The organism is Viridibacillus sp. KH_047, from assembly GCF_057838945.1.
Genome location: NZ_CM174479.1, coordinates 3,816,142 through 3,840,918, shown reverse-complemented (window position 1 = coordinate 3,840,918; position 24,777 = coordinate 3,816,142). Strand labels below are relative to the sequence as shown.

Genomic DNA, 24,777 nt, shown 5'->3' with positions numbered 1-24,777 from the left:
GGTTTGATGAAACAAGAACTGAAAGCGAAAGAATATGGGATTTATATTAATGGTAAATGGAGAGCTGAAGAATTAGAAACATTAGATGTAGTGAATCCGGCGACTGGTCAAATCATAGGTCATGTACCAAATGGCGGTGAAACAGAAACGCATGAAGCAATTGAAGCAGCTCATGTAGCTTTTCAAACGTGGTCTCAAACGACTGCGTATGAGCGTGCAACATATTTGAAAAAGCTACACGTTTTGATGCTCGAAAATCTAGAAGAACTCGCACAAACGATGACAAGTGAAATGGGTAAGCCAATTAAAGAATCTCGTGGTGAAGTAGCATCGGCCGCATCTTTTTTAGAATGGTATGCTGAAGAAGGAAAGCGTGTGTATGGCGAAACTATTCCAACACATGTAACGAATAAGCGCTTACAAGTGTGGAAAAAACCTGTTGGAGTTGTAGCAGCTATAACACCTTGGAATTTCCCAGCGGCCATGCTGACACGTAAAATGGGCCCAGCATTAGCAGCAGGCTGTACAATCGTGATCAAGCCATCAGGTGAAAGTCCGCTAACTGCCATTAAAATGATAGAGCTTTGCGAACAGGCAGGCATGCCAAAAGGGGTTGTCAATTTAGTAACAGGCTCATCTTCGCAAATTGGGAAAGCTATCATGGAAAATGATAAAGTCCGAAAAGTGACATTTACTGGATCAACAGAAGTTGGCAAACTATTAATTGAACAAAGCGCCAAACAGGTAAAGCGTTTGTCTTTAGAACTTGGTGGTCATGCCCCTATTATTATTTTAGATGATGCAAACATAGATAAGGCTGTTGAGGGATCAATTGCCTCGGCATTCCGAAATACTGGTCAAACTTGTGTATGTGCTAACCGAATATACGTACAAGCAGGAGTACATGATACTTTCGTCAAAAAATTTGTAGCAGCAGTAGAAAAGATGCAGGTTGGTAAAGGAGAAAATGAGGCAACTGTGATTGGACCACTTATTAATCGCAACAGTTTGGATAAAGTAGCTCATCAAGTTGAAGACGCTATTGCAAAAGGAGCCGAAATTGTAACTGGTGGTCATCAACTAGGTGATTTAGGAGAGAATTTCTATGCACCAACCGTTATTTGTAATGCAGATTCATCAATGCTCGTGATGAATGAAGAAACATTTGGTCCTCTAGCTCCAATTCAAAAAATCAATACTATTGAAGAAGCAATAAAGTTAGCGAATGATACACCTTATGGGTTAGCTGCATATGTGTTCACAGATAGTGTTACTAAAGGAACGAGCCTCATCGAAAAATTAGATTATGGTATTGTGGGGTGGAATGATGGTGTACCATCAGCAACTCAAGCACCATTTGGCGGTATGAAAGAAAGTGGTATAGGTCGTGAAGGTGGTCGAGAGGGAATTGAAGCATTTTTAGAATCACAATACGTATCAATTGGCATTGATTAATCTATAAACAGATTCAGCACTGTCCTAAATAGGGTAGTGCTTCTTTTTTTACTCTCAATTAATTACTATTCTCGTTGGTAACAGGGCATTTTCGTTTATTGAAAATACTTTCAAATTAATGATAAGTATTGTATGATTTTTATATAATTTGGAAATTTTAGATAGAAAAATGTGCTGAAGGAGTTGAACCATTATGAACACAATTTTTATAGCAGGGCATGCGAGGCTGCCATCTGGTATGGCCGCACAAAACATTTATGAAACTCTAACAATCACTGCAGAAATTGATAAGAAATATGGGGTAATCGTTGCAGCAAGTTGTACGTTAGCAACACAGCATGGGAAAACATTTGTTGAGCAATTACTAAGAGGGCATAGTTTGCAAGATGGTATTATAAAACCGGTCGAAGCCGTGAAAATACATTACTTAGGTAAAGCAGGAAACGCATTAATGTCGGCATTGAAAGATTTATATAAACAATATGAGTCTTACAAATCGACAGTATAATTCGGAATTTTCAGGTAGTTATAAATTTACAAAAAAAGAATAGTGTAGTAAAGTTAAAGATAATAAATCATGCAAAAACGTACAAAACGTTCATTACGTGTGATGATGAAACAAGGATAATAGTAAGCCAATACTGTCTAATCTGTTTGAAGCCTAGCCGGGTTTTATGACACAGATAAGAGCCAGTTCAATTTGACACTCAGTATGTTCACTGGAGTCTTTTTGAATTGGCTTTTTTATTGACCTATGAAGAGAGGTGACAGGTTGTCTGGTGCTTTAGAAAATATCCGTATAATCGATTTATCCCGAGTACTTGCAGGACCATACTGCACAATGATTTTAGGTGATCTAGGGGCTGATGTCATTAAAGTAGAAGCCCCTGATAGTGGTGATGAGACAAGAAAATGGGGCCCCCCATTCCAAGGTGATGTAAGTGCTTATTATTTAACTGCAAATCGTAATAAAAAGGCTATTACACTCAATTTGAAGGAAGAAGAAGGGCGCGAAATTATCAAAAGGTTAGTACAAGATAGCGATGTCATCATTAATAACTTTAAGACCGGTACAATGGAGCGCTTTGGTTTAGGGTATGAAACGTTGGCTGAGATAAATCCAGGTATTGTCTATTGCTCAATTACAGGCTTTGGTGAGACGGGGCCAGACCGCTATGTACCGGGATATGACTTTATTATCCAAGGTATGAGTGGCCTCATGAGTATAACAGGGACAGCAGAATCTGGCCCACAAAAAACGGGCGTAGCAATCACTGATGTACTTACAGGAATGTACGCATGTATTGGTATTCAATCTGCATTACTTGAACGTAGTCGCTCAGGAATCGGTCAAAAAGTCGATATCGCATTATATGATGCCGCTGTGAGCGCGTTAGTCAATGTGGGAAGTAGTTATTTAATGTCAGGCAATATTCCAACTGGACTTGGAAATGCACATGCCAATATCGTACCGTACCAGACATTTAAAACGGCCGATAGTGAAATGGTCATAGCAGTAGGAAATGATCATCAGTTTGCAACACTTTGCGAAGTACTGAATGTACCTCAATATGCACAGGATACACGTTTTCGTACTAATCCAGATCGCGTAAAGCAACGTGATGTGCTGATACCTTTATTGCAAACAGCTTTTTTGCGAGAGTCTACAGCTTATTGGTATGAAGCATGTAGAAAAAAGAACATACCAGCTGGGCCGATTCAAAACATTCAAGAGGTTGAACAAGATAAGCAGTTACAGGCACGGAATATGTTCATCTCTTATGATCACCCTACAATTGGTCCAATCAAAATGATCGGGAGTCCGTTGAAATTATCAAGAACACCTGTGACTGTTAGGCATCATCCTCCAAATCCTGGAGAGCACAACGATGAAATTTTACAGCCTTTGTATGAAAAAATGACGCATAAGGGAGAGAATTAATATGAATTTTGAATTTACTGAAGAACAAAAAATGTTGAGAAATACAGTGCGTGCTTTTGTTGATAAGGAAATTATGCCTCATATTACTGAATGGGATAGTCAAGGTAAGTTCGATCCAGAAATTTTTTCTAAGTTATCGACTTTAGGTTTAATGGGTGTGTGTATTCCTGAAGCTTATGGTGGTAGTGGAATGGATTATAACTCTTTAGCCATTGTTTGTGAGGAATTAGAGCGTGGTGATACAGCGTTTCGTACAGCTGTGTCTGTTCATACGGGACTAAATAGTATGACTCTATTGCAATGGGGTACTGAAGAACAAAAGCAAAAGTACCTCATCCCTCAAGCTAAAGGGGCAAAGATAGGCGCTTTCGGCTTAACTGAACCTGGAGCGGGATCTGATGTGGCCGCTATGTCTACACATGCAGTACTTGATGGTGACCACTATATTTTAAATGGTCAAAAAACGTGGATTTCTTTATGTGATGTTGCAGATTATTTCATCGTATTTGCTTACACAGGAGATCGTACATTAAAACACAAAGGAATTTCAGCCTTTATCGTAGATCGTACTTGGGAAGGGTTCTCTTCGAAAGCGATAAAAGGGAAGTATGGCATCCGTGCTGGTAATACGGGTGAGCTTTTCTTCGAAGATGTCAAAGTCCCAAAAGAAAACTTATTAGGTGAAGAAGGCGAAGGCTTTAAAATTGCGATGGCAGCTTTAGATAATGGTCGTTTTACTGTAGCAGCTGGAGCAGTTGGTTTATCGATGGCATGTATTGAAGAAAGTGTTAAATACTGCCACCAACGCCACACATTCGGCAAACCAATCGGACAGCATCAGCTTGTACAACAAATGATTGCAAAAATGGAAGCAGGCTATCAGATGAGCCGTTTGTTAGTTTATCGTGTGGGAGAATTAAAAAATCAAGGTATTCGTAATACACGCGAAACATCTTTAGCAAAGTGGCAGGCATGTGATTTTGCCAACAAAGCAGCAGATGATGCGGTGCAAATTCACGGCGCATACGGATATTCAGATGAATATCCAGTAGCTCGTTTCCTTCGTAACTCAAAAGCACCTGTAATTTATGAAGGAACACGTGAAATCCATACGTTAATGCAAGCAGATTATGTATTAGGAGAACGTGAAGATAAACCATTGAATCATATGCTACCTAAATGGCCATTTGAAATTGACCACCAATTGTGTTAGACTATTCATAATTATTTGAAACGGAGGTGAGGAAAGAATGAAAAACGTTGTGGATGCATGTGTTTATACTTTGGAGTTTTTGCCAATTACATGTGCGATTTCTTTCGATTTTGCGGTCAACGGGATAAGTGCGCCCATTTTTCAACAAAATCAAAAAATACACAGCTGATTAGCCATTCTTTCCAAGCCGAATTTTAAGGCGCAAAAGACTGTCTGTTAATCAGGCAGTCTTTTTGTTTTGGCAAAAATCGAGTGCTTTCAGCTGTGTTATACGGAAGGAAGTAATCAATCATGATTTGTACAGTTCAACATATAAGTAAAATGCTCGGTGGGAATAGTATTTTTGAAGATTTAGTATTAGATATTAAAACAGGAGATCGTTTAGGAATAGTTGGACGTAATGGTTCTGGGAAGACGACTTTATTCAAGCTTATTGCAGGAGTAGAATCACCAGACCAAGGGAAAATTCATTTTAAAAAAGGGACTAAAATTGGCTATTTAGCGCAAATTCCAATATTTTCAAAAGAGATTACAGGTCAGGATATATTAGCGCAGGCATTTAAGCATTTGCTTAGTTTACAAAGCCAAATGCATGAGCTTGAAAAAAGTATGGCCACTGCAACTTCTGAGCAACTAGAGAGATATTTAGTTCAGTATGGTGATGTGCAAGAACGCTTCACATTAGCAGACGGTTATAGTATGCAAGCTCAAATTGAGATGGTCATTAATGGACTACAATTAAATGATTTTGTAGAACAGCCCTTTAACAGTCTTAGTGGTGGAGAAAAGACGAAAATTATGCTCGGTCAATTGCTTTTGACTAAGCCGGATTTACTACTTTTAGATGAACCGACGAATCATTTGGATTTGTTTGCTGTAGAATGGTTAGAGCAATATTTAGTCGACTATACAGGAACAGTTGTGATCATATCGCATGATCGCTATTTTTTAGATAAGGTTGTTACGAAAATTGTAGATTTAGAGCAAGGTGAGTTACAAGTTTATCATTGTAGTTATTCAGACTTTTGTGTTGAAAAGGAAGCCCGTCTTATGCGGGAGTTTCAACAATACGAAGAACAACAAAAGAAGATGAAGAAGATGCGTGAAGCAATCAAACGCATGCGACAATGGGCGAATGAAGCCAATCCACCAAATGAGGCAATGCACCGACGTGCTCGTAATATGGAGCGAGCTCTAGAACGTATTGAAAAGCTTCGCAAGCCAATTATTGATCCTAAAAAAATGGATTTATCTTTTGAAGCCGCTCCTCGCAGTGGGAAGGAAGTTGCCATACTAGAAAATGTCACAAAAGCTTTTGGAGATAAGGTATTACTCAGAAATGTAAATTTACAACTTCTATGGCAAGAACATATGGCAATTGTAGGGCGCAATGGTACTGGAAAATCTACTATCTTGAATATGTTACTAAATAAGACAATGATAGATAAGGGAACATGTAAGTTAGGTAGCCAAGTGAAAATTGGCTACCTATCACAGCATTTTCAAATTGATAAGCCTAAAGCACGACTCATTGATGTTTTTCGTGATGAAGTGTCTGTCACTGAAGGTGATGCTCGTCATATTTTAGCTAAATTCATGTTTTACGGAGCAGATGTTTTTAAGAAGATTGCAAATTTAAGTGGTGGTGAACGTATGCGACTTAGATTAGCACAGCTCATGCATCAAGACGTCAATTTACTAATCTTAGATGAACCGACAAATCATTTAGATATAGAATCAAGGGAAGTACTAGAAGACGCGTTAGAAGACTTTAGAGGTACTATTTTAGCTATTTCTCATGATCGCTTCTTTTTAAATAAATTATTTACAAGAACAGTGTGGCTTGAGAATCAGCAATTAATAACATATGAGGGGCCGTACGACTGGGCACGACAAAAATTTAATGAGAAACAAGCTCTTAACTTACCACAGTCTATAAAACAAGAGAAGAAAATATCTTCAAAAGTAAAAGTAATAAAAAATGATACAAATAAAGAACAAGAGATTGCACAGATTGAATCTACTATAAAGCAACTGAATCAGAAAATTCATCAAGAGCAGGATTGGAACTTATATGAACAACTAATAGCTGAGAAAGAAAGAGCAGAGCAGAAACTTGAAGTATTATTAGAACAATGGATGGAAGAATTCGAATGAGCATAAAAATAGCCCTTGATTACATAATGTAATCGAGGGCTAACATCATTGGTCTTAGGCTATTCAATTATCTTCTTAACTCAGATATGGTTACAAACTCATAACCCTGCTTTTGTAAGTAAGCTAATACAGAATCTAAACCTTGAGCTGTTGTAGGTTGAATATCATGCATTAAAATAATAGCGCCATCATGACTATACTGTTTAACCATATTTAAAAGTGTTTTAGGATTACGATGTTTCCAGTCAAGTGTATCAACATCCCATAAGATAACTGGTAGTTTATTTTGTGAACGTACTCTCTCGTTGATTGAACCATAAGGTGGACGGAATAACGTTGGTTTTTCGCCCGTAGCTTTTTTAATTTCTTCATTGGTTCGGTTGATTTCAGCTTTAATCTTCTTATTTGAAAGAGTAATTAAATTTGTATGTGAAAATGAGTGATTGCCAATTTCATGTCCAGCATCTGCAACTTTTTTAGCAAGCTTTTGATTGTACATTGCTTGGCTTCCAAGCATGAAGAATGTTGCCTTCGCATCGTATTTCTTAAGTGTTTTTAAGACTTTCGGTGTTACCTTTGCATTAGGACCATCATCAAATGTTAATGCAATTTGTTTCTTTTTTGTACCATCTGGATTTATTCCTGCTATTTGGAATGGTTTAGCCAGTATACTATTTACAGAAGAAAGTGGTATTTTAATCTTTGAGATAGCATTACTATTATCGGACAATTTAGCACCGTCAAAATAAATGTATAAAGAGCTATCAGTTAAAGAAAAATTTTTATAATTTGAATACGTAGGTGTTGTAGCATTTTTTAATTTTGTTGTATTGATATATGATTTAAACTGGTCATCGCTTTTTATTTGTTTTTTGACAAAAGGTATAAGTTTTGACAGATTATTTTCGTTTTTAATAACATTGTTTAAAAACAACTGTTTATTATTTTTTTTATCATACATAAAGGTTTGGATAGTTTTTTCTTTACTTCCTGTGCCTTTATATGTATTTTGAGTTAAAACAAACGAATAGTAATTCTTTTTATGATGCAAGGTTTTAAATGTTATTGTTAACTTACCAACTTTATCTGCATCATTTTGAAGGATTTTCTCCATGCTAGCTAAGTAGGTATCGCGCGTCTTATAAACGGCATCCTTTATAGCTTTGTTGAATTCTTTATCCTCAGTTTGGGGATATTCAATTGAATAGGGCATACGTTGATCGTCTGAAATAATAGAGGCAATTTTAATACCGGTATATTTCGAATCCTTTGTCTGATGCTCAGGCGGTGCTGCTAATGCGACCCCATTTGTTACTGAAGATTCTTTGTCGTTTTTTGGTGCTAAAAAAAAGAAAAGCAAAACAGCAGATAGTACAAAAACACTGCAAATTAATATTGTGTCAATCCAAAGCCCTCTTTTTTTAGGGCGTGTTGTGGTCATTTCCCCAAGACCTCCTTTAAAAGTATTATGTGTTCTATTCTATACGATTAGACGGCAAAGTGGCGCGAAAAGTTTTGAATTTATGTTAAAAAATCGTCTTTTGTTGAAAAATAAGTAAAAATGACGTGAAAGAGGCATTTTGCCATGCATGATTTTACATTTTTTACTAATAAGTAGTCGTACATAACGTTTTTTTTACTAAATTTTGTTTATGAAGGGCAGGGAAAAACAGTGATTGAAATGGAAGAAGAGGAACTCGCAATAGATTGTTTTCTTCTAGCTGGAAGATTACTTATGCAAAGTGGAGCGGAAACGTATCGTGCTGAAGATACGATGTTACGTATGGCAAATTCACAAGGATTAACATCTGCACAGAGTTTTGTGACGCCTACAGGCATAATATTTTCAGCTGGTCATAAAAGACCAACAAGAATTGTTCAAATACCCAGACGCTCGACAGATTTAGAGAAAATTGCGCTTGTAAATGGTGTATCACGTCGATTAACCGCAGAGCAAATTACTTTGTCAGAAGCGTTTGAGGAATTACAACGCATTGACCGTTCAAATTTATATTTCCCAACTTGGCTTCAAATAGTCGCTTCGGCGATTGCAAGTGGATGTTTTTTAATTTTATTTGAAGGTGTTTGGAGTGATGTTCCTGCAGCAATTTTAGCTGGTGGAATTGGTTTTTTGCTTTTTGTTTTAATGCATGAGTTAACCAAGATAAAGTTTTTTGCTGAATTTACAGCTGCATTGTTTGTAGGTATTACAGCGTTTTTAACAGTAAAATTGGGTATAGGTATCCAAATAGATAAAATTATTATTGCTTCTGTGATGCCGTTAGTACCAGGGTTACTAATTGCAAATGCAGTGCGGGACTTGATGGCAGGACATTTTGTATCCGGAGTATCTAAAGGAACAGAAGCTTTTTTAACAGCATTTGCGATCGGTGCGGGTGTTGCACTAGTATTGTCATTTTAGGAGGAATACTATGTTTTGGGTCACCCAAGCGGTTCTTAGTTTTTTAGCAACAGCTGGCTTTGGAATTATTTTTAATGCACCGAAAAAAACGCTATTCCATTGTGGGCTAGTTGGAGCCATCGGATGGCTAATATACTATTCTCTATTGAAGCATGGTATGGATGCTGTATTAGCTTCATTTGCAGGTTCGTTTGTTATTTCGATTGTGGCACATATGTTGGCAAGATACTTTAAAATGCCAATGATTATCTTCAGTGTTGCTGGGATTATTCCACTCGTACCTGGGGGAATGGCTTATAATGCAATGAGACATGTCGTTGAAAATGAATATCTTGAAAGCATTCAATATGCAGCGAAGGCATTCATTATTACGGGTGCCATTGTTATGGGACTTGTCTTCGCAGAGGTGTTTATGCAACTCATTTTCAATATAATACGCAAACGAAAGGCAAGAGCGTTACAAAATTAAATTTAAATAAAAAAAGGCCATCGCTAATTTGAGCGAAGGCCTTTTTTATTTATAACATGTATTTATTGGGAAATATACAAGGAATTATTTTAAGAGTTTTTCAACCTCTTTAGGTGTGATAGGATGACTAATATGATAACCTTGTGCTGCATCACAGCCGAATGATGTAAGTAATTCTAATTGCTCTGCTGTTTCAACACCCTCAGCTAAAACACGCATATTGATCGATTTTCCAAATTGGATCATACCTTGTATTAATTTTTGCGCTTTCTTCTGATATTGAAGTGTTGAAATAAATGTTTGGTCAATTTTAATTTCAGCTAATGGTAAGAGTTGCATGTAACGGAAAGATGCATATCCTGTACCAAAGTCATCAAGGACAAAGACAATACCGTCAGTTTCTAATTGCTTCATCTGTTGAATTATAGAGGTTTCGGCTTCAGCTTCTAAAGCAAATTTTTCTGTAATTTCAATTTGCAATAGTTTTGCAGGACAATTTGTTTTCTCTAATACTTTTCTAATATGTTGTACCATGTTTTTATCACGGAATTCCCGTACAGATGAATTGATACTTACTTTTAAATCTAAGCCTTTTTTATGCCAAGCTACTGCTTGTAAGCAAGCTTGTTCAAGCATAAAGGCGCCGATATCATTAATCAAACCAGTTTCTTCAGCGATTGGGATTAAGACATCTGGTGTAACGATACCGATTTCCTCGTCTTCCCAACGTACGAGGGCTTCTACACCAGTAATTTTACCTGTTTCTAAATTTAATTGCGGTTGATATAGCACTTTTAAGTTCTTTTTATCCAGCGCAATTAGTAGGCGCTTTTCAATAATGGCCTTTGTACTAAGTGCTTTATGATCAGCTTTTGTTAAACTAATAATATTACCACCACCATCAGAACGCACTTTAGAAATTGCCGCATGTGAGGCTTTCACTAAATGTGAGAATGATGACTGATCCTCAGGATATTTTGTAATACCGCCGCTAATTGAAAGTGGTATGGCACGATTGTTTACATAAATAGGGTGTTGTTTTAGATAGGCAAGGAAACCTTGGATAAACCATTCACCAAGTGGAGTTAATACGACAAATTCATCTATACCGACTCGAGCCATTGTGCTATCTTGGAAATATATCTTCATACGGTTTGTAAATTCCTGTAAAAGGACGATTTCTGTTTGTTCATCATAAATTTCCTTCAAAGAGTAAAATTTATCAATGCTTAAGTAAACAAATGTAAAGTGATTCTTTTCTTGAATCATATCAGTGACGATTTGTTCTAAACGATAGCGATTCATTAAACCTGTTTCTTGATCGATATAAGCAATTTTTTCTAAACGGTTTTGTAGCAATTTTTTTTCTGTAATATCATTTTCGAGCAGTATAAAGTAGGCAGGGTTTTTACATGTCACGAAAATCGGGATAGCCGTTAAATCGACCCAATAGGATAAGCCGTCTTTCGTCATTTTCTCGACTTCGCCCTTCCAAGTCTTGCCGTTTTTTAGGGATGTCCAGATGTTATTTGCATCAGCAGTTCCGTTATCTGATTGAGGGAACATTTGCCAAAATGTTTTGCCTATAATTCGTTTCGGAGTCCATTTGCTCCGTTTTAAGAAATTGTTGTTTGCAAAACTGATTAAACCTTCTTGATCCATCGTTAACATCATGAAGGAGGACTCTAATCCTGATTTCAAGCTAATTAATTCTTGATAAGGTGATGGATCTTTTTGAATCTCATCTGTCATTTCAAAATGGAAAAATACATAACGCTCGTTCTCGATAGTAAATGCTTTTGCTAAAGCAGAAGAAAAAATAGCTTCTTTATTTTTTGCTATGAATGCCATTTTGTCGAAATGGAAAGGTTCAGGAGAACGTAATAGCTTTGTCCATCCGTCTTTATGTAGGCCTGATTTCTCTGCTTCTATGAAGGGGGTAAATTTACCAAGAACTTCATCAGCAGAATACCCGAAAGTTTTTTCGGCTTGGCGATTCCATGCTGCTACGATTCCTTCATGATCAACAATCATCATTGGGAATGGCATTTGGTTCAAAACTGAATTGGCTGTACTAAAAATTATTTGAGTTTCATTCATACATGCGACGACTCCTTGAAGTTACTATATCTATTATTATAGTGAAAAGAATGCCATCCGTCATTAGTAATAGGTAATGTATATAAAAGAAATTCAGAATTATATATTAATAGCCACGATATATAAAGGTTAAAATAGGTAGAAATATACAAAAACATATCGATAACTCAGTAAAATATAATCATAAAAGAGGGGTTTAGGGATGAATCATCAGTCGCATAGGTTAAGAGGGATAATACTGATTATTTCTGGGGCAATGCTTTGGGGTGCTACGGGGCCAATTATGGAGTGGGTATTATCTAATAGTGAGTTAACAGTACCGTTTATGCTAACAGTCCGACTCATTTTGGCTGGTATAATACTATTATCCTTTTTATTTTTAACTAAAAAAGATGTAACAAGTATTTGGAAATATCCTATTTGGTGGAGGAAATTAGTCATATTTGGTGTTTTAGGAATGCTTGGAGTGCAATATTCATTTGTAGCAGCTATTGATGCTAGTAATGCGGTTGTGGCAACATTACTACAATTTTTGGCACCCATTTTTATTATCATTTTTGTTTCAATTTCATATCGCAAATGGCCACCAAGATATCAAGTATTAGGTATTCTAGGGACGCTTATTGGTTTGTTTTTATTACTAACTAATGCTTCCTTTGAGACATTGCTCGTAAGTTCTGAAGCTCTTTTATGGGGAGTCGTGGTTGGTTTAGCATTTGCTTTTTATACTTTATATCCTGTAGCTATTATGAATGAATGGGGTGTCCTTATTGTAGTAGGATGGGGAATGCTAATCGGAGGTATTGTACTTGGTGTAATTTCGCAAGTCTGGAGTTCAGATGAATGGAGCCTATTATTAGACCCGAAAATCGCATTAATGTTAACTGCTATTATATTTTTTGGAACAGCTGCCTTTGTATTGTTTTTAAGTAGCATGAAATATATATCAGCTGTAGAAACAAGTGTGTTGTCGAGTATGGAGCCATTAACGGCTATGATCATTTCTGTTATTTGGCTGGGAAGAACACTAGCTATATGGCAAATTGTAGGTATCGTAATCATGCTTGTTTGTGTGACGTGGCTTTCCATTGAAGGAGATAAGCAACAACAAGCAGACATATAAATTTGGTAAAAAAATAAATATCACGTGGTTATTTTTTTAGAAACTAAATTAGCGTAAAGAATTGGATGCTCTATTTCAAAATCCATTATTTAAAAATAAATGGTCTCTTTCACATTTTGAGTGAAGGGGGCTTTTTTTAAATACATATATGAGAAAAAATATTAATTAAATTACCCTTCTAAATATTTTGAGTTTTTATAGCACAAGTTATGGTTATTTTATGGCATAATAAGGAACAAATAAATAAATTTCGAGAGACGAAATGAATATAGGGGGTTATACCATGAAGACAATGTTTTCATACATAAAACCATACAAATGGTTCGCTGTTATTGCTATTTCGCTCATGCTTGTAGAGCTTGCTGTTGAGTTAATCCAGCCACTAATTATCAAGAAAATTATTGACGATGGAATCGTTTTACAAGATTCTGCAACGGTTTGGTTATGGGGCGGAATAATGATGCTAATAGCAATCCTAGGTTTTATCGCAGGTGTTACGAATTCATTTTTTTCAGCACATGCTTCACAAAGCTTTGCCTTTGATTTGCGGAATGCATTGTTTAAAAAAGTACAATCATTTACAATGACGACGTTTTTGAGATTTCCGACGGCAGGACTCATTACGCGCCTAACAAGCGATGTATCTCAAGTACAACAGGTCTTATTCATGAGTCTTCGAGTCATGTTACGTACGCCTCTTGTTGTGATTGGTAGTTTAATAATGGCGTTTTATGTGAAGCCATCATTAGCCGTATATCTTGTAATAGGTGCTCCGTTTTTAGCTATTTTTTTATTTTTAATGGTTCGCAAAGGTATTAAATATTTTTCAGCCGTTCAAAAGCGTGTTGACCGAGTCAATCGTGTTATTCAAGAGAATTTACAGGCGATGCGTTTAGTAAAAGCCTATTTGCGTGGTTTGTACGAAGCAAGTAGGTTTGAAAAAGTGGCAAATTCTTTGAAGATAGATACCTCTAAAGCGTTACGAACGATGGAGTATATTCAGCCCATATTACTGTTTGTAATGAATGTTAGCCTGCTTGTGGTCCTTTGGTTTGGAGCGGGAAAAATTGAGCAAGGAGAAACACAAATCGGTGAACTTGTAGCGATAGTCAACTATGCACTACGTATGACAGGAGCATTTTCAATGTTTTCATTTATTATCGTATTTATTTCACGAGCGAAAGCGTCAGCGGATCGTATGGAGGAAGTATTGTTAATTGAAGAAGGTTTAGAAGATGATGAGAAGGATAAAGGTTCACTGGAAGTTGGGCAACGTGGCACTCTACGTTTTGACAACGTTTCTTTTAAATATCCACAGACAGATGAATTCGTCTTACGTAATATCTCTTTTGAATGTAATCAAGGTGAAAAATTAGCTATTATGGGTGCGACGGGCTCTGGTAAATCAACTTTGTTACAGCTATTACCCCGTTTTTATGATACGACGTCTGGGGATATCTATTTGGATGGAGTGAATGTGAAAAACTGGCCTTTGGAAAAGTTGCGTGAGGCGATTGGTTATGTACCACAGCGGGCATTGTTATTCACAGGTTCTATCCACGATAACGTAACATGGGGCAAAACAGCTGCTTCAATTGAACAAGTGCAAGAGGCAACAATGCAGGCACAAATCCATGATTCAATTCAGCATTTTCCAAATGACTACGAAACGAGAGTTGGCCAAAAGGGAGTAAACTTATCAGGTGGTCAAAAACAACGATTATCGATTGCGAGGGCATTAATACGAAAGCCGGAAATTTTGATCTTAGATGATAGTACAAGTGCATTAGATGTTAAAACGGAATCTGCATTATGGAGTGCGCTAGAGGGTGAAGAGGCAACAATGCTTGTTGTAACTCAGAAAATTCGTACAGCAAAGGGAGCAGACCGCATTTTGCTACTAGAAGACGGATTCGTGTCAGCATTCGGTACTCATGAAGAATTAATGGAAAGTTCCGTATTGTATCAAAAAATTGCGACCTCACAACAAGAGCAGGGGGTGGATTACGATGCTTAAAGCAATTAGAGAACCTTTTGGTTATAAAAATATTTTGACGAAAGAAGATATACAAAAGAAGCGTAATAAGAAGGTGGATCGCGCAACAAATTGGAGTTCAACGCTAGGGCATATTTGGCGTATTGTAGATGAACAACGCGCGCTATTAATTGTAGTGCTACTCATGGTAGTAGCGAGCTCGGTATTTTCATTACTAGGTCCTTATTTAATTGGGAAAATTATTGATAACCACATTATGAAAACACAGTTTGCAGGCTTATCTAAGCTGATATTTGGTTTAATCGCCATTTATATAGGTTTGTCATTATCATTGTTTCTCCAAAACTATTGGATGATCGGTATTGCACAACAAACGATTTATCGTATGCGTACAGGTCTATTCACAAAGCTGCAGAAGTTACCAATTTCATTTTTTGATAAGCGACAACATGGCGAGTTAATGAGTCGTATGACAAATGATATCGAAAATGTTAGTTCAACCTTGAATAGTACATTTATTCAAGTATTCTCAAGTGTTTTAACGTTAGTTGGGACGTTGGTTGTTATGTTGTCAATGAGTCCTCTACTAACACTTTTGACGATGATCATCATCCCAGTAATGTTCGTTGCTACAAGATGGATTACACGCCGTACAGGTAAGTTATTTAAAGAACAGCAGCAAGCATTGGGCGCATTAAATGGGATGATTGAGGAGTCGATTTCAGGACAACGAATTGTTAAAGCTTTTTCTCAGGAGCAGCGTATTATTGAAGAGTTTGCAGAGAAAAGTAGTAAGTTAAGAAACGTTGGCTTTTGGTCTAATGTTTACTCAGGTGGTATTCCAAAGGTCATGAACCTTTTAAATAATGCAAGCTTTGCCATTGTTGCGGGCGTTGGTGGTTTATTAGCCTTGAAGGGCCAAGTGACAATTGGGACGATTGTGATATTTTCAGAATATGCGCGTCAGTTTACACGTCCACTAAACGATTTAGCGAATCAGTTTAATAATGTTTTGTCAGCGATTGCAGGAGCAGAACGTGTTTTTGGAATTATGAACGAAGAGGAAGAGAAGGATTTAGCTGCAGAAAAAGAAATCCAACAACTACAAGGAGACGTAAAGTTCAATGATGTCTCGTTCAAATATGAACAGACAGATGAAGCACATACGATAAAAAATGTTAGTTTTCATGTAGAGGCAGGGCAAACAGCTGCTTTAGTAGGAGCTACGGGGGCTGGTAAAACAACTATTTTACAGTTACTCGCACGTTTCTATGAAGTAAATAAAGGTGAAATTACTATTGATGGTACACCCATTCAAGAAATGTCACGTCAAAATTTGCGCAGTCAAATGGCATTTGTTTTACAAGATCCGTTTTTATTTGAAGAAACGGTTAGGGAAAACATTCGGTATGGTCAGTTAAATGCAACAGATGAGGAAGTAGAAGAAGCTGCACGTAAAGCTAATGCACATGATTTCATTATGAAATTGCAGAATGGTTATGATACATTTCTGTCTGCTGATGGTGCTGAAATTAGCCAAGGTCAAAAGCAGCTATTATCTATAGCAAGAGCACTTGTTGCAGACCCTGTAATTCTGTTGTTAGACGAAGCAACGAGTAGCATTGATACTGTAACAGAGTTAAAAATACAAGAAGCTCTAGAACGTTTAATGAAAGGACGTACAAGCTTTGTAATCGCTCATCGATTGAATACGGTACGACAAGCCGATATTGTCTTTGTCATGCAACAGGGTGAACTAGTTGAAGCAGGCAGCCAGCAGGAGTTAATTGAGAAACAGGGGATTTATTATAAAATGCTAGAAGAATCAAATGCATAAATTTTTGGTAAATAGAAGAGGCATTCACCCATTTCATATGGATGAGTGCTTTAGAGTGTCGACCAAAGGCATCGAGAAGTCAAATCTCGATGCCTTTGGTCATTTTTACATTTTTTTTAGGTTTTCAGTTGATTGGAGCGGAGAGCGGCGACTCCAGCGGGAAAAGCGGGATAGTCGAGACCCTGGACTGAGCGTAGCGAAGGAAGCGGCTCGGCCCCGCCCGCGGAAAGCGTCCGTACGCAGCGGAAATCAACGGCCTTATTCATACATATTTTTTTTTATGTGGTAAATAGTTTGCTCTTAAAGAGAATCGGGCGTTTTGCACGAATATCTCCGATGAAGAATAATCCATAGGGGATGAATTTTTTAATAACTAAAGAGCCTATGATAGATATACCCAGACATAGAACGGTATATCCAATGAGTCCGTAGTCAAAGAAATTATTCATCTGTTTATCTACCGAAATATGCATATACATAATAGTGATTGACTGCATTTCGATAAACTTCAACGCTTTAAATGGTGTGAAGCGCGTAATAAATTGGAATATACCGAAAATGGTAATGATAAAAATAAAAGGGATGATAAGATCCATTAAGGCATCATTGTACCGAATGAACTTCAAGCTTAAGTGATAATCAAATTGATCTATCCATGCCAGATACATTGCTAAGAGCGAACTAACTGTACAAATTGTCCATAAGGGTAAACGTATGTGTAAAAATAAATCTTTTGCATAATAGCCAATGGCGAAGTAGACCAAAGTTATGAGCGTAACATCTAAATTCCATAGTATAGGTATAGTTTGTGAAGCTTCAGCAGACGGGCCGCCAATAACATCTATTACATAAAAGCTTTGGATATGCGCGATAATGTAGCAGATTGCAAGAACAAAAAATTGATAGAAGCGGTTTAAATATTTTGTTAGTAATAAGAATAATAAATAAGTAAAGAATAAGACCGTTGTAAACCAGAATACACCGTAAGATCCACGTGCATAACGTCCACCAATAATGAGTGTACTTAAATCCTCCATATACCATGAAATATCGGTATTTCCATAAGCGAATGCCAATATATAACGAATGCATGTAATAACCAATAGGAAGAAGAAATAGGGAATCATCAATTGCATAAATCGTTTTTTTACAACTTTACGTATAGGCTCGTCCTTTGATAGTGGTTTGAAGAATAATCCACTTAGTATGAAGAATGCGGGCATATGGAACCAATAGATATATTGTAAAAGAGGGTAATCCAAGTCTCCAGGAAAATGACCTACTACTACTAATATCATTAAAAATCCCTTAGTCACATCAACCCAAGTTAATCGCTGTTTTGTCATAGTAAAACCTCCATCTCGATATTCTATACCCCTAAAAAGCCAAATGATAGTCGCATTATTTGATAATTTGTTATCATTTAGATGACAAAACAATTACAACAAGGTGGTTTCAATTTGAATAATTTTATAATGAAAGCAACATATCCTATTGATGGTGAAACTTATCAGGAAGTTTTACAATTATTAGATGAATCTGAACTCGAAGATAAACTAGATTACAAAGTGGTGATGAACGAAAGTAGCTGGTGCAACCCGGAGGCATATGGCTTTCTAGTGCTGGCTTATGATGATGATAAGGATGAACTAGTTGGTGTAGCTAGTGCCGTTGATACGATGGGTTTCAATACTTTTGAATGGTCAGCAGTTGTAGCTCCTATGTATCGTGGTATGGGGATTGGAAAACTACTAGTTGAGAGCATTGCAACTGGATTTAATGAACGCAATGCTGTTGGAGAATTAGCTCTTACATTAAACGGTGACAAAGGGCGCGAATTCATCGAAGCACAAGGTTATGAATATAGTTTTTCAGAAGCGACACTACGGGCAGATGCTGAATATACGGATGTTATTAGTGACTTAACAATTCGCTTATATAATGGTGAACGCGATGCACTTGTTACTATTTTTGAGTTTGCATTTGAAGATACTCAAGAAGATACAGATCATCTAATCTCTACGAATACGTCAACAGAGGGACGTGTATTATGGGTTGCTGAAAAAGATGGTGTAGTTGTAGGCACTGTGACTTCAGTTGAAGAGAATGACGTCCAGTGGGTAACTGCATTAGCAGTACATCCCGATTTCCAACGTCAAGGTATAGGGGCAGCACTTTTAGCGTGGGTTAAAAATATTGCTGCCCAAAAAGAACAATCGACAGTATTGCTTGATGTTGAGATTGAAAATGAACAAGCGCTATCTGTCTACGAAAGAGCTGGATTTTCGAAAATACAGCAAGTAGATTATTTCGCGAAAAAATAATAACTAGATTAGAAAAATAGCAGAAGGGGATTATTAGATGAAAATCATATGTTTTGGAGATAGTATTACAGCACGAAAAGAGAACTATCCAAAACCGGTTTTAACATCCATGCTAAAGTTGAAAATGAAACAGCATCAATTTATTAATGCAGGAGTATCTGGTAATACAACGGAGCAAGCTAGGGTTCGTTTTAAGAAGGATGTACTTTCAAAAAATCCTGATGTTGTAACAGTATTATTTGGAGGAAACGATTCTGCAAAGCACAAATTAATACCGATAGGCATCTTTAAATCTAATATTCGCTACTTTGTTCAGCAAATTGGTGCTGATCGAACAATTCTAATTACATCTCCTCCGGTCGATGAAGCATTACAACCAAATCGTAAAAATCAGAGGCTGAAAGAATACGGCCAAGCAGTCAAAGAAGTCGCCGAAGAAACAGGATGTTATGTCATTGATTTTTTTGAAATTCTCTATAGTACGCCAAATTACAAAGAGCTTTTGGTGGGCATAAAAAACGATGGATTACACTTCGGAGAAGCGGGTTACGATCTGTTATCAGATGTGATAGTAGTAGAAATAAATAAAATGGATCATGTAAGTAAAAAGGGTTTTTTCAAAAGAATATGGAGTATATTTAAATAATCCGAAGAATACCAAGCAAATCGCAGTTTGCTTGGTATTTTTAATTTATTAAGTCATTAAAAGAGGTGTTTAAAATCATAAATCATTTAAGGACAGTAGTAGTGTAATAACGATCTATATTTAACGCAATCATTTATTTTTTGAAATTCTAACTGAAAATTTGAAATTAATAAAAATTTTTACTAAAAATATACATATTCTGTCGATAATATTCATAAACTAATGGTAATGTTAAGAGAGTACAAAAACCATCGCAAAGGGGAGATCTACAATGAGATTACCTGCACTAGGAAAAGTCGATGTAAAAAATGAAAAGCAATTAGTAAAAGAGAAAAAGGGTATCCGTAGAAAGATAATGAATATCTTTTCTAAAAAACAAAATTATTATCCTCTCTCTGCGAGAAAATAAAAAGAGGCTTCCAATTGTCGGCTTGCAAACGACTTTTGGAAGGCCTCTTTATTTTTATTCTGCTAATAAAAACGCACTGCGTGAAGAGCCTACAAGATGCAGCTCATGCATGGCACGGGTGACAGCTACGTATAGAAGCTTACGGTCAAGTGCTGTATCACGGAAAGGCCTTTCGATGGCTGTTACAATAACTGCATCGAATTCAAGCCCCTTCGCTAAATGACTTGGTATGACGAGAAGCGCACCCTGGTCAATCTCGGAGGACTCAGATAAAGTCTGAGCCATTACACCAGCATTTTGTAATATCTTCGTATAGTCCATTGCTTCATCAGAAGTTTTACAAATGAGTGCAATGGAACGGTGCCCTTTTGCTCTAATTTGTTGATGAATATCTTCAATCGCTACGGGGTCAATTATTTTCATCTCATGGAAGGTTGGTTTATCTCCATGACGGACAACTGGCTCAACAAGTGGTAAATCTTCGCCCATTTTCGATAGGATTTCATTTGCAACAGCCATAATTTCTATTGTAGTACGATAGCTTTTTTGCAAAGTTTTATAAGTAGCCCGGGGGAATAACTCGCGTACGGGCGTCCAGTCCGTTAAGGAGCGGTAACTATGTATTCCTTGGGCCAAGTCACCTACCATAGTGAACATATCAGTTTCTAGACCTTCTTTTAAAGCAGCTAACTGGAATAAGCTATAATCTTGCACCTCATCGATGAAAACAACGCGCATTTTCCATTCTTCGTTAACCCCTTTGATTTTGGCATGTAAATAGAAGATTGCAGCTAAATCTTCTAAGGCCCAAGTTTCTTTTATATGAGCGTTGAAAAATTGCTCATGTTTTCCTTCAGACCAATCGGGAGATAACTCTCTTTGTAAATCATAATTCGTCAGAAACTCACGATACAAGGCTTTGATTTTATGTTTTTTAAATCGCTTCATATAACTTGAACAGGTAGATTTAGCCATCTTTTCAACAGCTGGAATACGAACATCACGTTCATCAATCCATTTTGTCACTGTCTGTTTACGTTTAGTAGCATCTTGAATACCAAACAATGCCTTATCCAAAATTTCATCATATCTTTTATTTAAAGAAAGTAGTATTTGCTTTTTCTTTTGTCGTACATAATTTTGTAGCACAGCTTTAATTCGTTCAATTCGCTTTTCAATAGGCATATAGGCAAAATCTTTTAAGAAGAGCTTTCTTAAATGAGAACCTGTTAAAATGCGATATTTTTCGATATAAACGTCTTCGAATTGATCAGCTATTTGGGATTCAATTCTTTTTAAATAACGATCCATAACATCACGATATTCTAATGAACCTTTCATTTTGGTCAGCCAAAGCACTGTTTCATCGATAACGTCTTCGCTCACGAGTTTTTCAAGCTGTTCATTTGGATTTTGGATTTTCAGCTTAATATCAGTTGTTTGTTGTACATAATCTGAGTAGGTTGTTTGGCAAATTTGATCGACACCAAGTTCAGGTAAAACGTCGCCAATATAGTCTATGAATAGCTGGTTTGGTGCTAAAATCATCAATTCTTTTGCGTTGAAATGCTCACCCATCGTATATAGGAAATAAGATATCCTATGGAGTGCAATAGTTGTCTTTCCTGATCCAGCCGCACCTTGAACGAGTATAGGTTGCTTTAAATGAGCACGAATAACATCGTTTTGTTCAGCTTGAATCGTTGAGACGATTTCAGTAAGGCGTACATCAGCTTTACCTGCCAGTGCATCTTGTAATAGTTCATCATTTGTTGTCAGGTCAATATCTTGGACGTCTAATAGTTTGCCTTCTTCAATTTTATATTGCCGTTTTGAAAAGAGGTGCCCATTGTATTCTTCGTCATGTACTTTATAAGTAAGATCACCAAGTCGCCCGTCGTAGTATACGTTTGCCACGGGAGAGCGCCAGTCGACAATGATGGGTTCTTGTGTTTCACGGTCAAAGAGAGAGGTCTTACCAATATATAATTTTTCTGCTGGTTCGCCTTCTTTTTGAAAATGTATACGGGCAAAATAAGGTTTTTGCTGAACTGCTTCAAGACCTTCTTTTTGATCACGTGCCATTTCAAAAAATCGAGCATTCGTTAAAATATTGAGGTAGCTTAAACTTGAATCTAGGTATTCTAAATCAGCCATCGATTTTCGAATACTGTCCTGTGCTGATTGAACGTCACGTTTGGATTCTTCTAAGAGTTTTCGCATATAATGTTTTGTGTAAGCCAGGCGCTGAGCTTCTTGTTCAAAATCGGGATGCTTCTGTGTCATTTACAGTCCTCCAATTTGGCAATTTTGCGTCCTGTTGAAGATGTTGGGGTTTTGATAGCAATGATAAATATTACTACATGAATTCAGAGAGTACAAGTAAAAGTTTTCAATTGTCTGGAAATTTTAGAAAGTGTAGCATAAAATTAATGATTATATCTTTGGAGGAAATGATTTATGAAAATATTTGCACATCGTGGAGCTTCAGGTGATTTCCCTGAAAACACATTATGCTCTTTCCGTGAAGCCGCAAGATTACCCATTTATGGTGTTGAATTAGATGTCCAACGCACAAAAGATGGTGTTCTCGTAATCAATCATGATGAACGTATCAATCGTACTTCAAACGGAGAAGGCTATATCCGTGATATGACCTTTGAAGAACTACGTTCATATGATTTTGGGTCATGGAAAGGTGAGCAATTTGCAGGAGAGAAGATTCCAACGCTGCAAGAAGTATTGGATATTTTCAAAACGACTCATCATATGATTAATATTGAATTGAAAACGGATGTCTTTGTGTATCAGGGGATAGAAGATGAAGTAATAACTATGCTCGAAGAAAATGACATGTTGGATAGAGTTATCTTTTCATCATTCGATCATGAAATGGTGGAGCGAGTATTGAAAAAGGTACCTCAGAATGAAGTAGGGGCATTATTCATGAAGATATTAGTAAATCTACATGAGTACGGTGTAATGATAGGTACGGATGCATTACATGTTTCACTAGTAGCAGCTAAACGAGAAGCTGTTAAAACAGCGATTGAAAGAGGTAATATAGTACGTGTCTATACAGTAAATTCAAAAGAAGATTATGATTTGATGAAAAAGCTTGGAGTCGAAGCTGTTTTTACAGATTTTCCTGAGAAACTCTATTTGCATGGGAATAGATGATGGATTGGTTAAGGGGTATTCGTAGCGGGATTAGAGATTAGCGCTACTGGGGATGTGATTGACGCTACTCGGAAGAGAATTAGCGCTCTTCGAGAAGGAACTATCACTACTCGAAGGGACCGGCGCTACTCAAAAAAATCTAATCTCCCCAACGACCACATTTTTAACACGCTCTAAGATAAAAGGACAGCCTCTTAATCAAATTTGAGGCTGTCCTTTTTACCATTTAGCTAAATGTTCTTCGGCGGTGCCGAGTAATTGTTGGATAGGTAAGTAACAACCACTCTCTAATCGAACGCGACCGTTGAAATAGCCAACCATTTGATGCACTTCGGATTTGATCACTTTGGCGTTTGTTGTAGCGATACGTTCAAAGAAAGGTGTGAATGTAAGTTGAACATCATCCGTGAATTTAGATTTAATATGCCAAGGCTGCATAAAATCTTTTACATTGTATTCGAAAATGACATCTTCATGGATTTTAGTCATTTTGCCATCTAGGAATATTGCATTTTCCGTCATGCCGGTGCCATCTGTCCATTTGCCACCTAAGTTTAGGCCGATTCGGTGACCTCTACATTTTTGGGAAGCCATAGCCCAGTTCCAAGTTGCTTCACGTGGCCAAATGCCACGACCGTAATCAAGTACTGCGTAGCACTCTTCTTCTTGAAAATTATAACGTTTTTCTCCTATTTTAACGTAACCGTTAGTTGGTAATGAATGATGTTTCCCGGTAAATTGGAATGTTTGGCGATTCCAAGGGATGACCACATTGAGAGAGTCGTCGTTTACAGGGTGTTTGATTGTTAAGTCAGCATGAAGTAAATCACCATCAAAATCAGGGATAGTGACAGTCATTTGCGTTTCATTTTGCGCGTATAGCAGTTGGATCTTCATATCATCGTGATTGAAGTTTATAGTTTCTAATACGTTTGTGGGCATTTTTACTTTATTGCCCAAGGGGATGGTGATTGTCTTTTCAAAGTAACGTTGAGTTTCGTAATCTAAGAAGTAGACGAAACAAACAGCAGCATAATCTAAATGGCTAATCGTTGCAGAGAACATAATTTCATCTCCGAAAACACACCAATAATTCCATTTCTTTTTACGCATGAAATGACCTTTCAAATTACTATTGATAATCGGTTTTCGAGCGAATCCTATGGCAGCGGGATTTAGATTACCCTTATTGTCACATAATAATGTCGACTCAACAATTTCTTTTTCTGCGTGCTGTGTCAATTTCGAACACCCTTTCAAACGTAAAATAGGAGAAACAAATTAGTTGTTTTTATTGTACCAAATTTTTGACTTATATTGGGCGATTCAAATAAGGAATATTGAAATTGTTGTATAAATGTAAAGGCACTGACAAATATCATAGAAATGTAATAATTTGAGGTTCTTTATAAATAGATAAATTTGGGTAAGACGACTTTTAACGACAAAATAACTACTTTATAAAAATATTGTAAGATAATAGAAATATTCAATCAGGGCAGCG

20 protein-coding genes are annotated in these 24,777 nt (G+C 36.8%); 15 read left to right on the top strand and 5 right to left on the bottom strand.

What is annotated here, in order from left to right:
• The first annotated feature begins 6 nt into the window (after window positions 1-6).
• The 6 genes from AC3IS5_RS18785 to abc-f all read left to right on the top strand — a co-directional run bounded on the left by AC3IS5_RS18785 (window position 7) and on the right by abc-f (window position 6,767).
• Window positions 7-1,455, top strand: a complete 1,449-nt coding sequence (locus AC3IS5_RS18785; RefSeq protein WP_489425755.1) for an NAD-dependent succinate-semialdehyde dehydrogenase — start codon at window positions 7-9, stop codon at window positions 1,453-1,455.
• Window positions 1,456-1,648: 193 nt separating this feature from the next.
• A complete protein-coding gene (locus AC3IS5_RS18780) occupies window positions 1,649-1,963 on the top strand; it encodes a DUF3870 domain-containing protein (protein ID WP_489425754.1) in 315 nt (104 codons plus the stop codon).
• 264 nt (window positions 1,964-2,227) lie between these two features.
• Window positions 2,228-3,397, top strand: a complete 1,170-nt coding sequence (locus tag AC3IS5_RS18775) for a CaiB/BaiF CoA transferase family protein (protein ID WP_489425753.1) — start codon at window positions 2,228-2,230, stop codon at window positions 3,395-3,397.
• A 1-nt stretch (window position 3,398) separates the two neighbouring features.
• Window positions 3,399-4,610 carry an acyl-CoA dehydrogenase family protein gene (locus AC3IS5_RS18770; protein WP_489425752.1) on the top strand — a complete coding sequence of 404 codons (1,212 nt, stop codon included), beginning with the start codon at window positions 3,399-3,401 and terminating at the stop codon, window positions 4,608-4,610.
• A gap of 37 nt (window positions 4,611-4,647) precedes the next feature.
• Window positions 4,648-4,779: an RAxF-45 family protein gene (locus AC3IS5_RS18765; RefSeq protein ID WP_489425751.1), complete on the top strand. Its 132-nt coding sequence runs from the start codon at window positions 4,648-4,650 to the stop codon at window positions 4,777-4,779.
• 122 nt (window positions 4,780-4,901) lie between these two features.
• Window positions 4,902-6,767 (top strand): ribosomal protection-like ABC-F family protein, encoded by a 1,866-nt coding sequence (gene abc-f, locus AC3IS5_RS18760; protein ID WP_489425750.1) that lies wholly within the window; start codon window positions 4,902-4,904, stop codon window positions 6,765-6,767.
• Between the two features lie 67 nt (window positions 6,768-6,834).
• Here the strand turns inward: abc-f and AC3IS5_RS18755 are convergent, their stop codons facing one another.
• On the bottom strand, window positions 6,835-8,208 hold the full coding sequence (locus AC3IS5_RS18755) for a polysaccharide deacetylase family protein (protein ID WP_489425749.1): 1,374 nt from the start codon (window positions 8,206-8,208) through the stop codon (window positions 6,835-6,837).
• A gap of 240 nt (window positions 8,209-8,448) precedes the next feature.
• On the opposite strand from AC3IS5_RS18755, the gene AC3IS5_RS18750 reads away from it, so the two are divergent.
• Window positions 8,449-9,189, top strand: a complete 741-nt coding sequence (locus tag AC3IS5_RS18750) for a threonine/serine exporter family protein (RefSeq protein ID WP_489427938.1) — start codon at window positions 8,449-8,451, stop codon at window positions 9,187-9,189.
• Window positions 9,190-9,199: 10 nt separating this feature from the next.
• The gene (locus AC3IS5_RS18745; RefSeq protein ID WP_489425748.1) at window positions 9,200-9,658 is read left to right on the top strand and encodes a threonine/serine exporter family protein; all 459 of its coding nucleotides are present in this window, start codon (window positions 9,200-9,202) and stop codon (window positions 9,656-9,658) included.
• 84 nt (window positions 9,659-9,742) lie between these two features.
• On the opposite strand, the gene AC3IS5_RS18740 is transcribed toward AC3IS5_RS18745, so the two are convergent.
• Window positions 9,743-11,758, bottom strand: a complete 2,016-nt coding sequence (locus tag AC3IS5_RS18740) for a sensor domain-containing protein (RefSeq protein WP_489425747.1) — start codon at window positions 11,756-11,758, stop codon at window positions 9,743-9,745.
• 202 nt (window positions 11,759-11,960) lie between these two features.
• Between AC3IS5_RS18740 and AC3IS5_RS18735 the strand changes: the two genes are divergently transcribed.
• From AC3IS5_RS18735 to AC3IS5_RS18725, 3 genes are all read left to right on the top strand, one after another.
• The gene (locus tag AC3IS5_RS18735; protein WP_489425746.1) at window positions 11,961-12,881 is read left to right on the top strand and encodes a DMT family transporter; all 921 of its coding nucleotides are present in this window, start codon (window positions 11,961-11,963) and stop codon (window positions 12,879-12,881) included.
• A gap of 283 nt (window positions 12,882-13,164) precedes the next feature.
• Window positions 13,165-14,898 (top strand): ABC transporter ATP-binding protein, encoded by a 1,734-nt coding sequence (locus AC3IS5_RS18730; protein WP_489425745.1) that lies wholly within the window; start codon window positions 13,165-13,167, stop codon window positions 14,896-14,898.
• A complete protein-coding gene (locus AC3IS5_RS18725; protein WP_489425744.1) occupies window positions 14,891-16,714 on the top strand; it encodes an ABC transporter ATP-binding protein in 1,824 nt (607 codons plus the stop codon). The genes AC3IS5_RS18730 and AC3IS5_RS18725 overlap by 8 nt, the downstream gene beginning before the upstream one ends.
• A gap of 278 nt (window positions 16,715-16,992) precedes the next feature.
• Here AC3IS5_RS18725 and AC3IS5_RS18720 read toward each other — a convergent pair whose 3' ends face one another.
• Window positions 16,993-18,060, bottom strand: a complete 1,068-nt coding sequence (locus AC3IS5_RS18720; protein WP_489425743.1) for an acyltransferase family protein — start codon at window positions 18,058-18,060, stop codon at window positions 16,993-16,995.
• A gap of 114 nt (window positions 18,061-18,174) precedes the next feature.
• Here AC3IS5_RS18720 and AC3IS5_RS18715 point away from each other — a divergent pair, with 114 nt between their 5' ends.
• The 3 genes from AC3IS5_RS18715 to AC3IS5_RS18705 all read left to right on the top strand — a co-directional run bounded on the left by AC3IS5_RS18715 (window position 18,175) and on the right by AC3IS5_RS18705 (window position 20,093).
• The gene (locus tag AC3IS5_RS18715; protein WP_489425742.1) at window positions 18,175-19,038 is read left to right on the top strand and encodes a GNAT family N-acetyltransferase; all 864 of its coding nucleotides are present in this window, start codon (window positions 18,175-18,177) and stop codon (window positions 19,036-19,038) included.
• A gap of 37 nt (window positions 19,039-19,075) precedes the next feature.
• A complete protein-coding gene (locus AC3IS5_RS18710; RefSeq protein ID WP_489425741.1) occupies window positions 19,076-19,684 on the top strand; it encodes a GDSL-type esterase/lipase family protein in 609 nt (202 codons plus the stop codon).
• 271 nt (window positions 19,685-19,955) lie between these two features.
• A complete protein-coding gene (locus AC3IS5_RS18705; RefSeq protein ID WP_157059267.1) occupies window positions 19,956-20,093 on the top strand; it encodes a hypothetical protein in 138 nt (45 codons plus the stop codon).
• A 54-nt stretch (window positions 20,094-20,147) separates the two neighbouring features.
• On the opposite strand, the gene helD is transcribed toward AC3IS5_RS18705, so the two are convergent.
• Window positions 20,148-22,379 (bottom strand): RNA polymerase recycling motor HelD, encoded by a 2,232-nt coding sequence (helD, locus tag AC3IS5_RS18700; RefSeq protein WP_489425740.1) that lies wholly within the window; start codon window positions 22,377-22,379, stop codon window positions 20,148-20,150.
• Between the two features lie 174 nt (window positions 22,380-22,553).
• On the opposite strand from helD, the gene AC3IS5_RS18695 reads away from it, so the two are divergent.
• A complete protein-coding gene (locus AC3IS5_RS18695; protein ID WP_489425739.1) occupies window positions 22,554-23,273 on the top strand; it encodes a glycerophosphodiester phosphodiesterase in 720 nt (239 codons plus the stop codon).
• Window positions 23,274-23,492: 219 nt separating this feature from the next.
• Here the strand turns inward: AC3IS5_RS18695 and AC3IS5_RS18690 are convergent, their stop codons facing one another.
• A complete protein-coding gene (locus tag AC3IS5_RS18690) occupies window positions 23,493-24,515 on the bottom strand; it encodes a DUF2804 domain-containing protein (RefSeq protein ID WP_489425738.1) in 1,023 nt (340 codons plus the stop codon).
• Between the last annotated feature and the right edge of the window lie 262 nt (window positions 24,516-24,777).

Bases quoted from the DNA above. Each gene is read 5' to 3' on its own strand.
- AC3IS5_RS18785 (WP_489425755.1), top strand. From the start codon at position 7: ATGAAACAAGAACTGAAAGCGAAAGAATATGGGATTTATATTAATGGT.
- AC3IS5_RS18780 (WP_489425754.1), top strand. From the start codon at position 1,649: ATGAACACAATTTTTATAGCAGGGCATGCGAGGCTGCCATCTGGTATG.
- AC3IS5_RS18770 (WP_489425752.1), top strand. From the start codon at position 3,399: ATGAATTTTGAATTTACTGAAGAACAAAAAATGTTGAGAAATACAGTG.
- AC3IS5_RS18765 (WP_489425751.1), top strand. From the start codon at position 4,648: ATGAAAAACGTTGTGGATGCATGTGTTTATACTTTGGAGTTTTTGCCA.
- abc-f (WP_489425750.1), top strand. From the start codon at position 4,902: ATGATTTGTACAGTTCAACATATAAGTAAAATGCTCGGTGGGAATAGT.
- AC3IS5_RS18755 (WP_489425749.1), bottom strand. From the start codon at position 8,208: ATGACCACAACACGCCCTAAAAAAAGAGGGCTTTGGATTGACACAATA.
- AC3IS5_RS18750 (WP_489427938.1), top strand. From the start codon at position 8,449: ATGGAAGAAGAGGAACTCGCAATAGATTGTTTTCTTCTAGCTGGAAGA.
- AC3IS5_RS18745 (WP_489425748.1), top strand. From the start codon at position 9,200: ATGTTTTGGGTCACCCAAGCGGTTCTTAGTTTTTTAGCAACAGCTGGC.
- AC3IS5_RS18740 (WP_489425747.1), bottom strand. From the start codon at position 11,758: ATGAATGAAACTCAAATAATTTTTAGTACAGCCAATTCAGTTTTGAAC.
- AC3IS5_RS18735 (WP_489425746.1), top strand. From the start codon at position 11,961: ATGAATCATCAGTCGCATAGGTTAAGAGGGATAATACTGATTATTTCT.
- AC3IS5_RS18730 (WP_489425745.1), top strand. From the start codon at position 13,165: ATGAAGACAATGTTTTCATACATAAAACCATACAAATGGTTCGCTGTT.
- AC3IS5_RS18725 (WP_489425744.1), top strand. From the start codon at position 14,891: ATGCTTAAAGCAATTAGAGAACCTTTTGGTTATAAAAATATTTTGACG.
- AC3IS5_RS18720 (WP_489425743.1), bottom strand. From the start codon at position 18,060: ATGACAAAACAGCGATTAACTTGGGTTGATGTGACTAAGGGATTTTTA.
- AC3IS5_RS18710 (WP_489425741.1), top strand. From the start codon at position 19,076: ATGAAAATCATATGTTTTGGAGATAGTATTACAGCACGAAAAGAGAAC.
- AC3IS5_RS18705 (WP_157059267.1), top strand. From the start codon at position 19,956: ATGAGATTACCTGCACTAGGAAAAGTCGATGTAAAAAATGAAAAGCAA.
- helD (WP_489425740.1), bottom strand. From the start codon at position 22,379: ATGACACAGAAGCATCCCGATTTTGAACAAGAAGCTCAGCGCCTGGCT.
- AC3IS5_RS18695 (WP_489425739.1), top strand. From the start codon at position 22,554: ATGAAAATATTTGCACATCGTGGAGCTTCAGGTGATTTCCCTGAAAAC.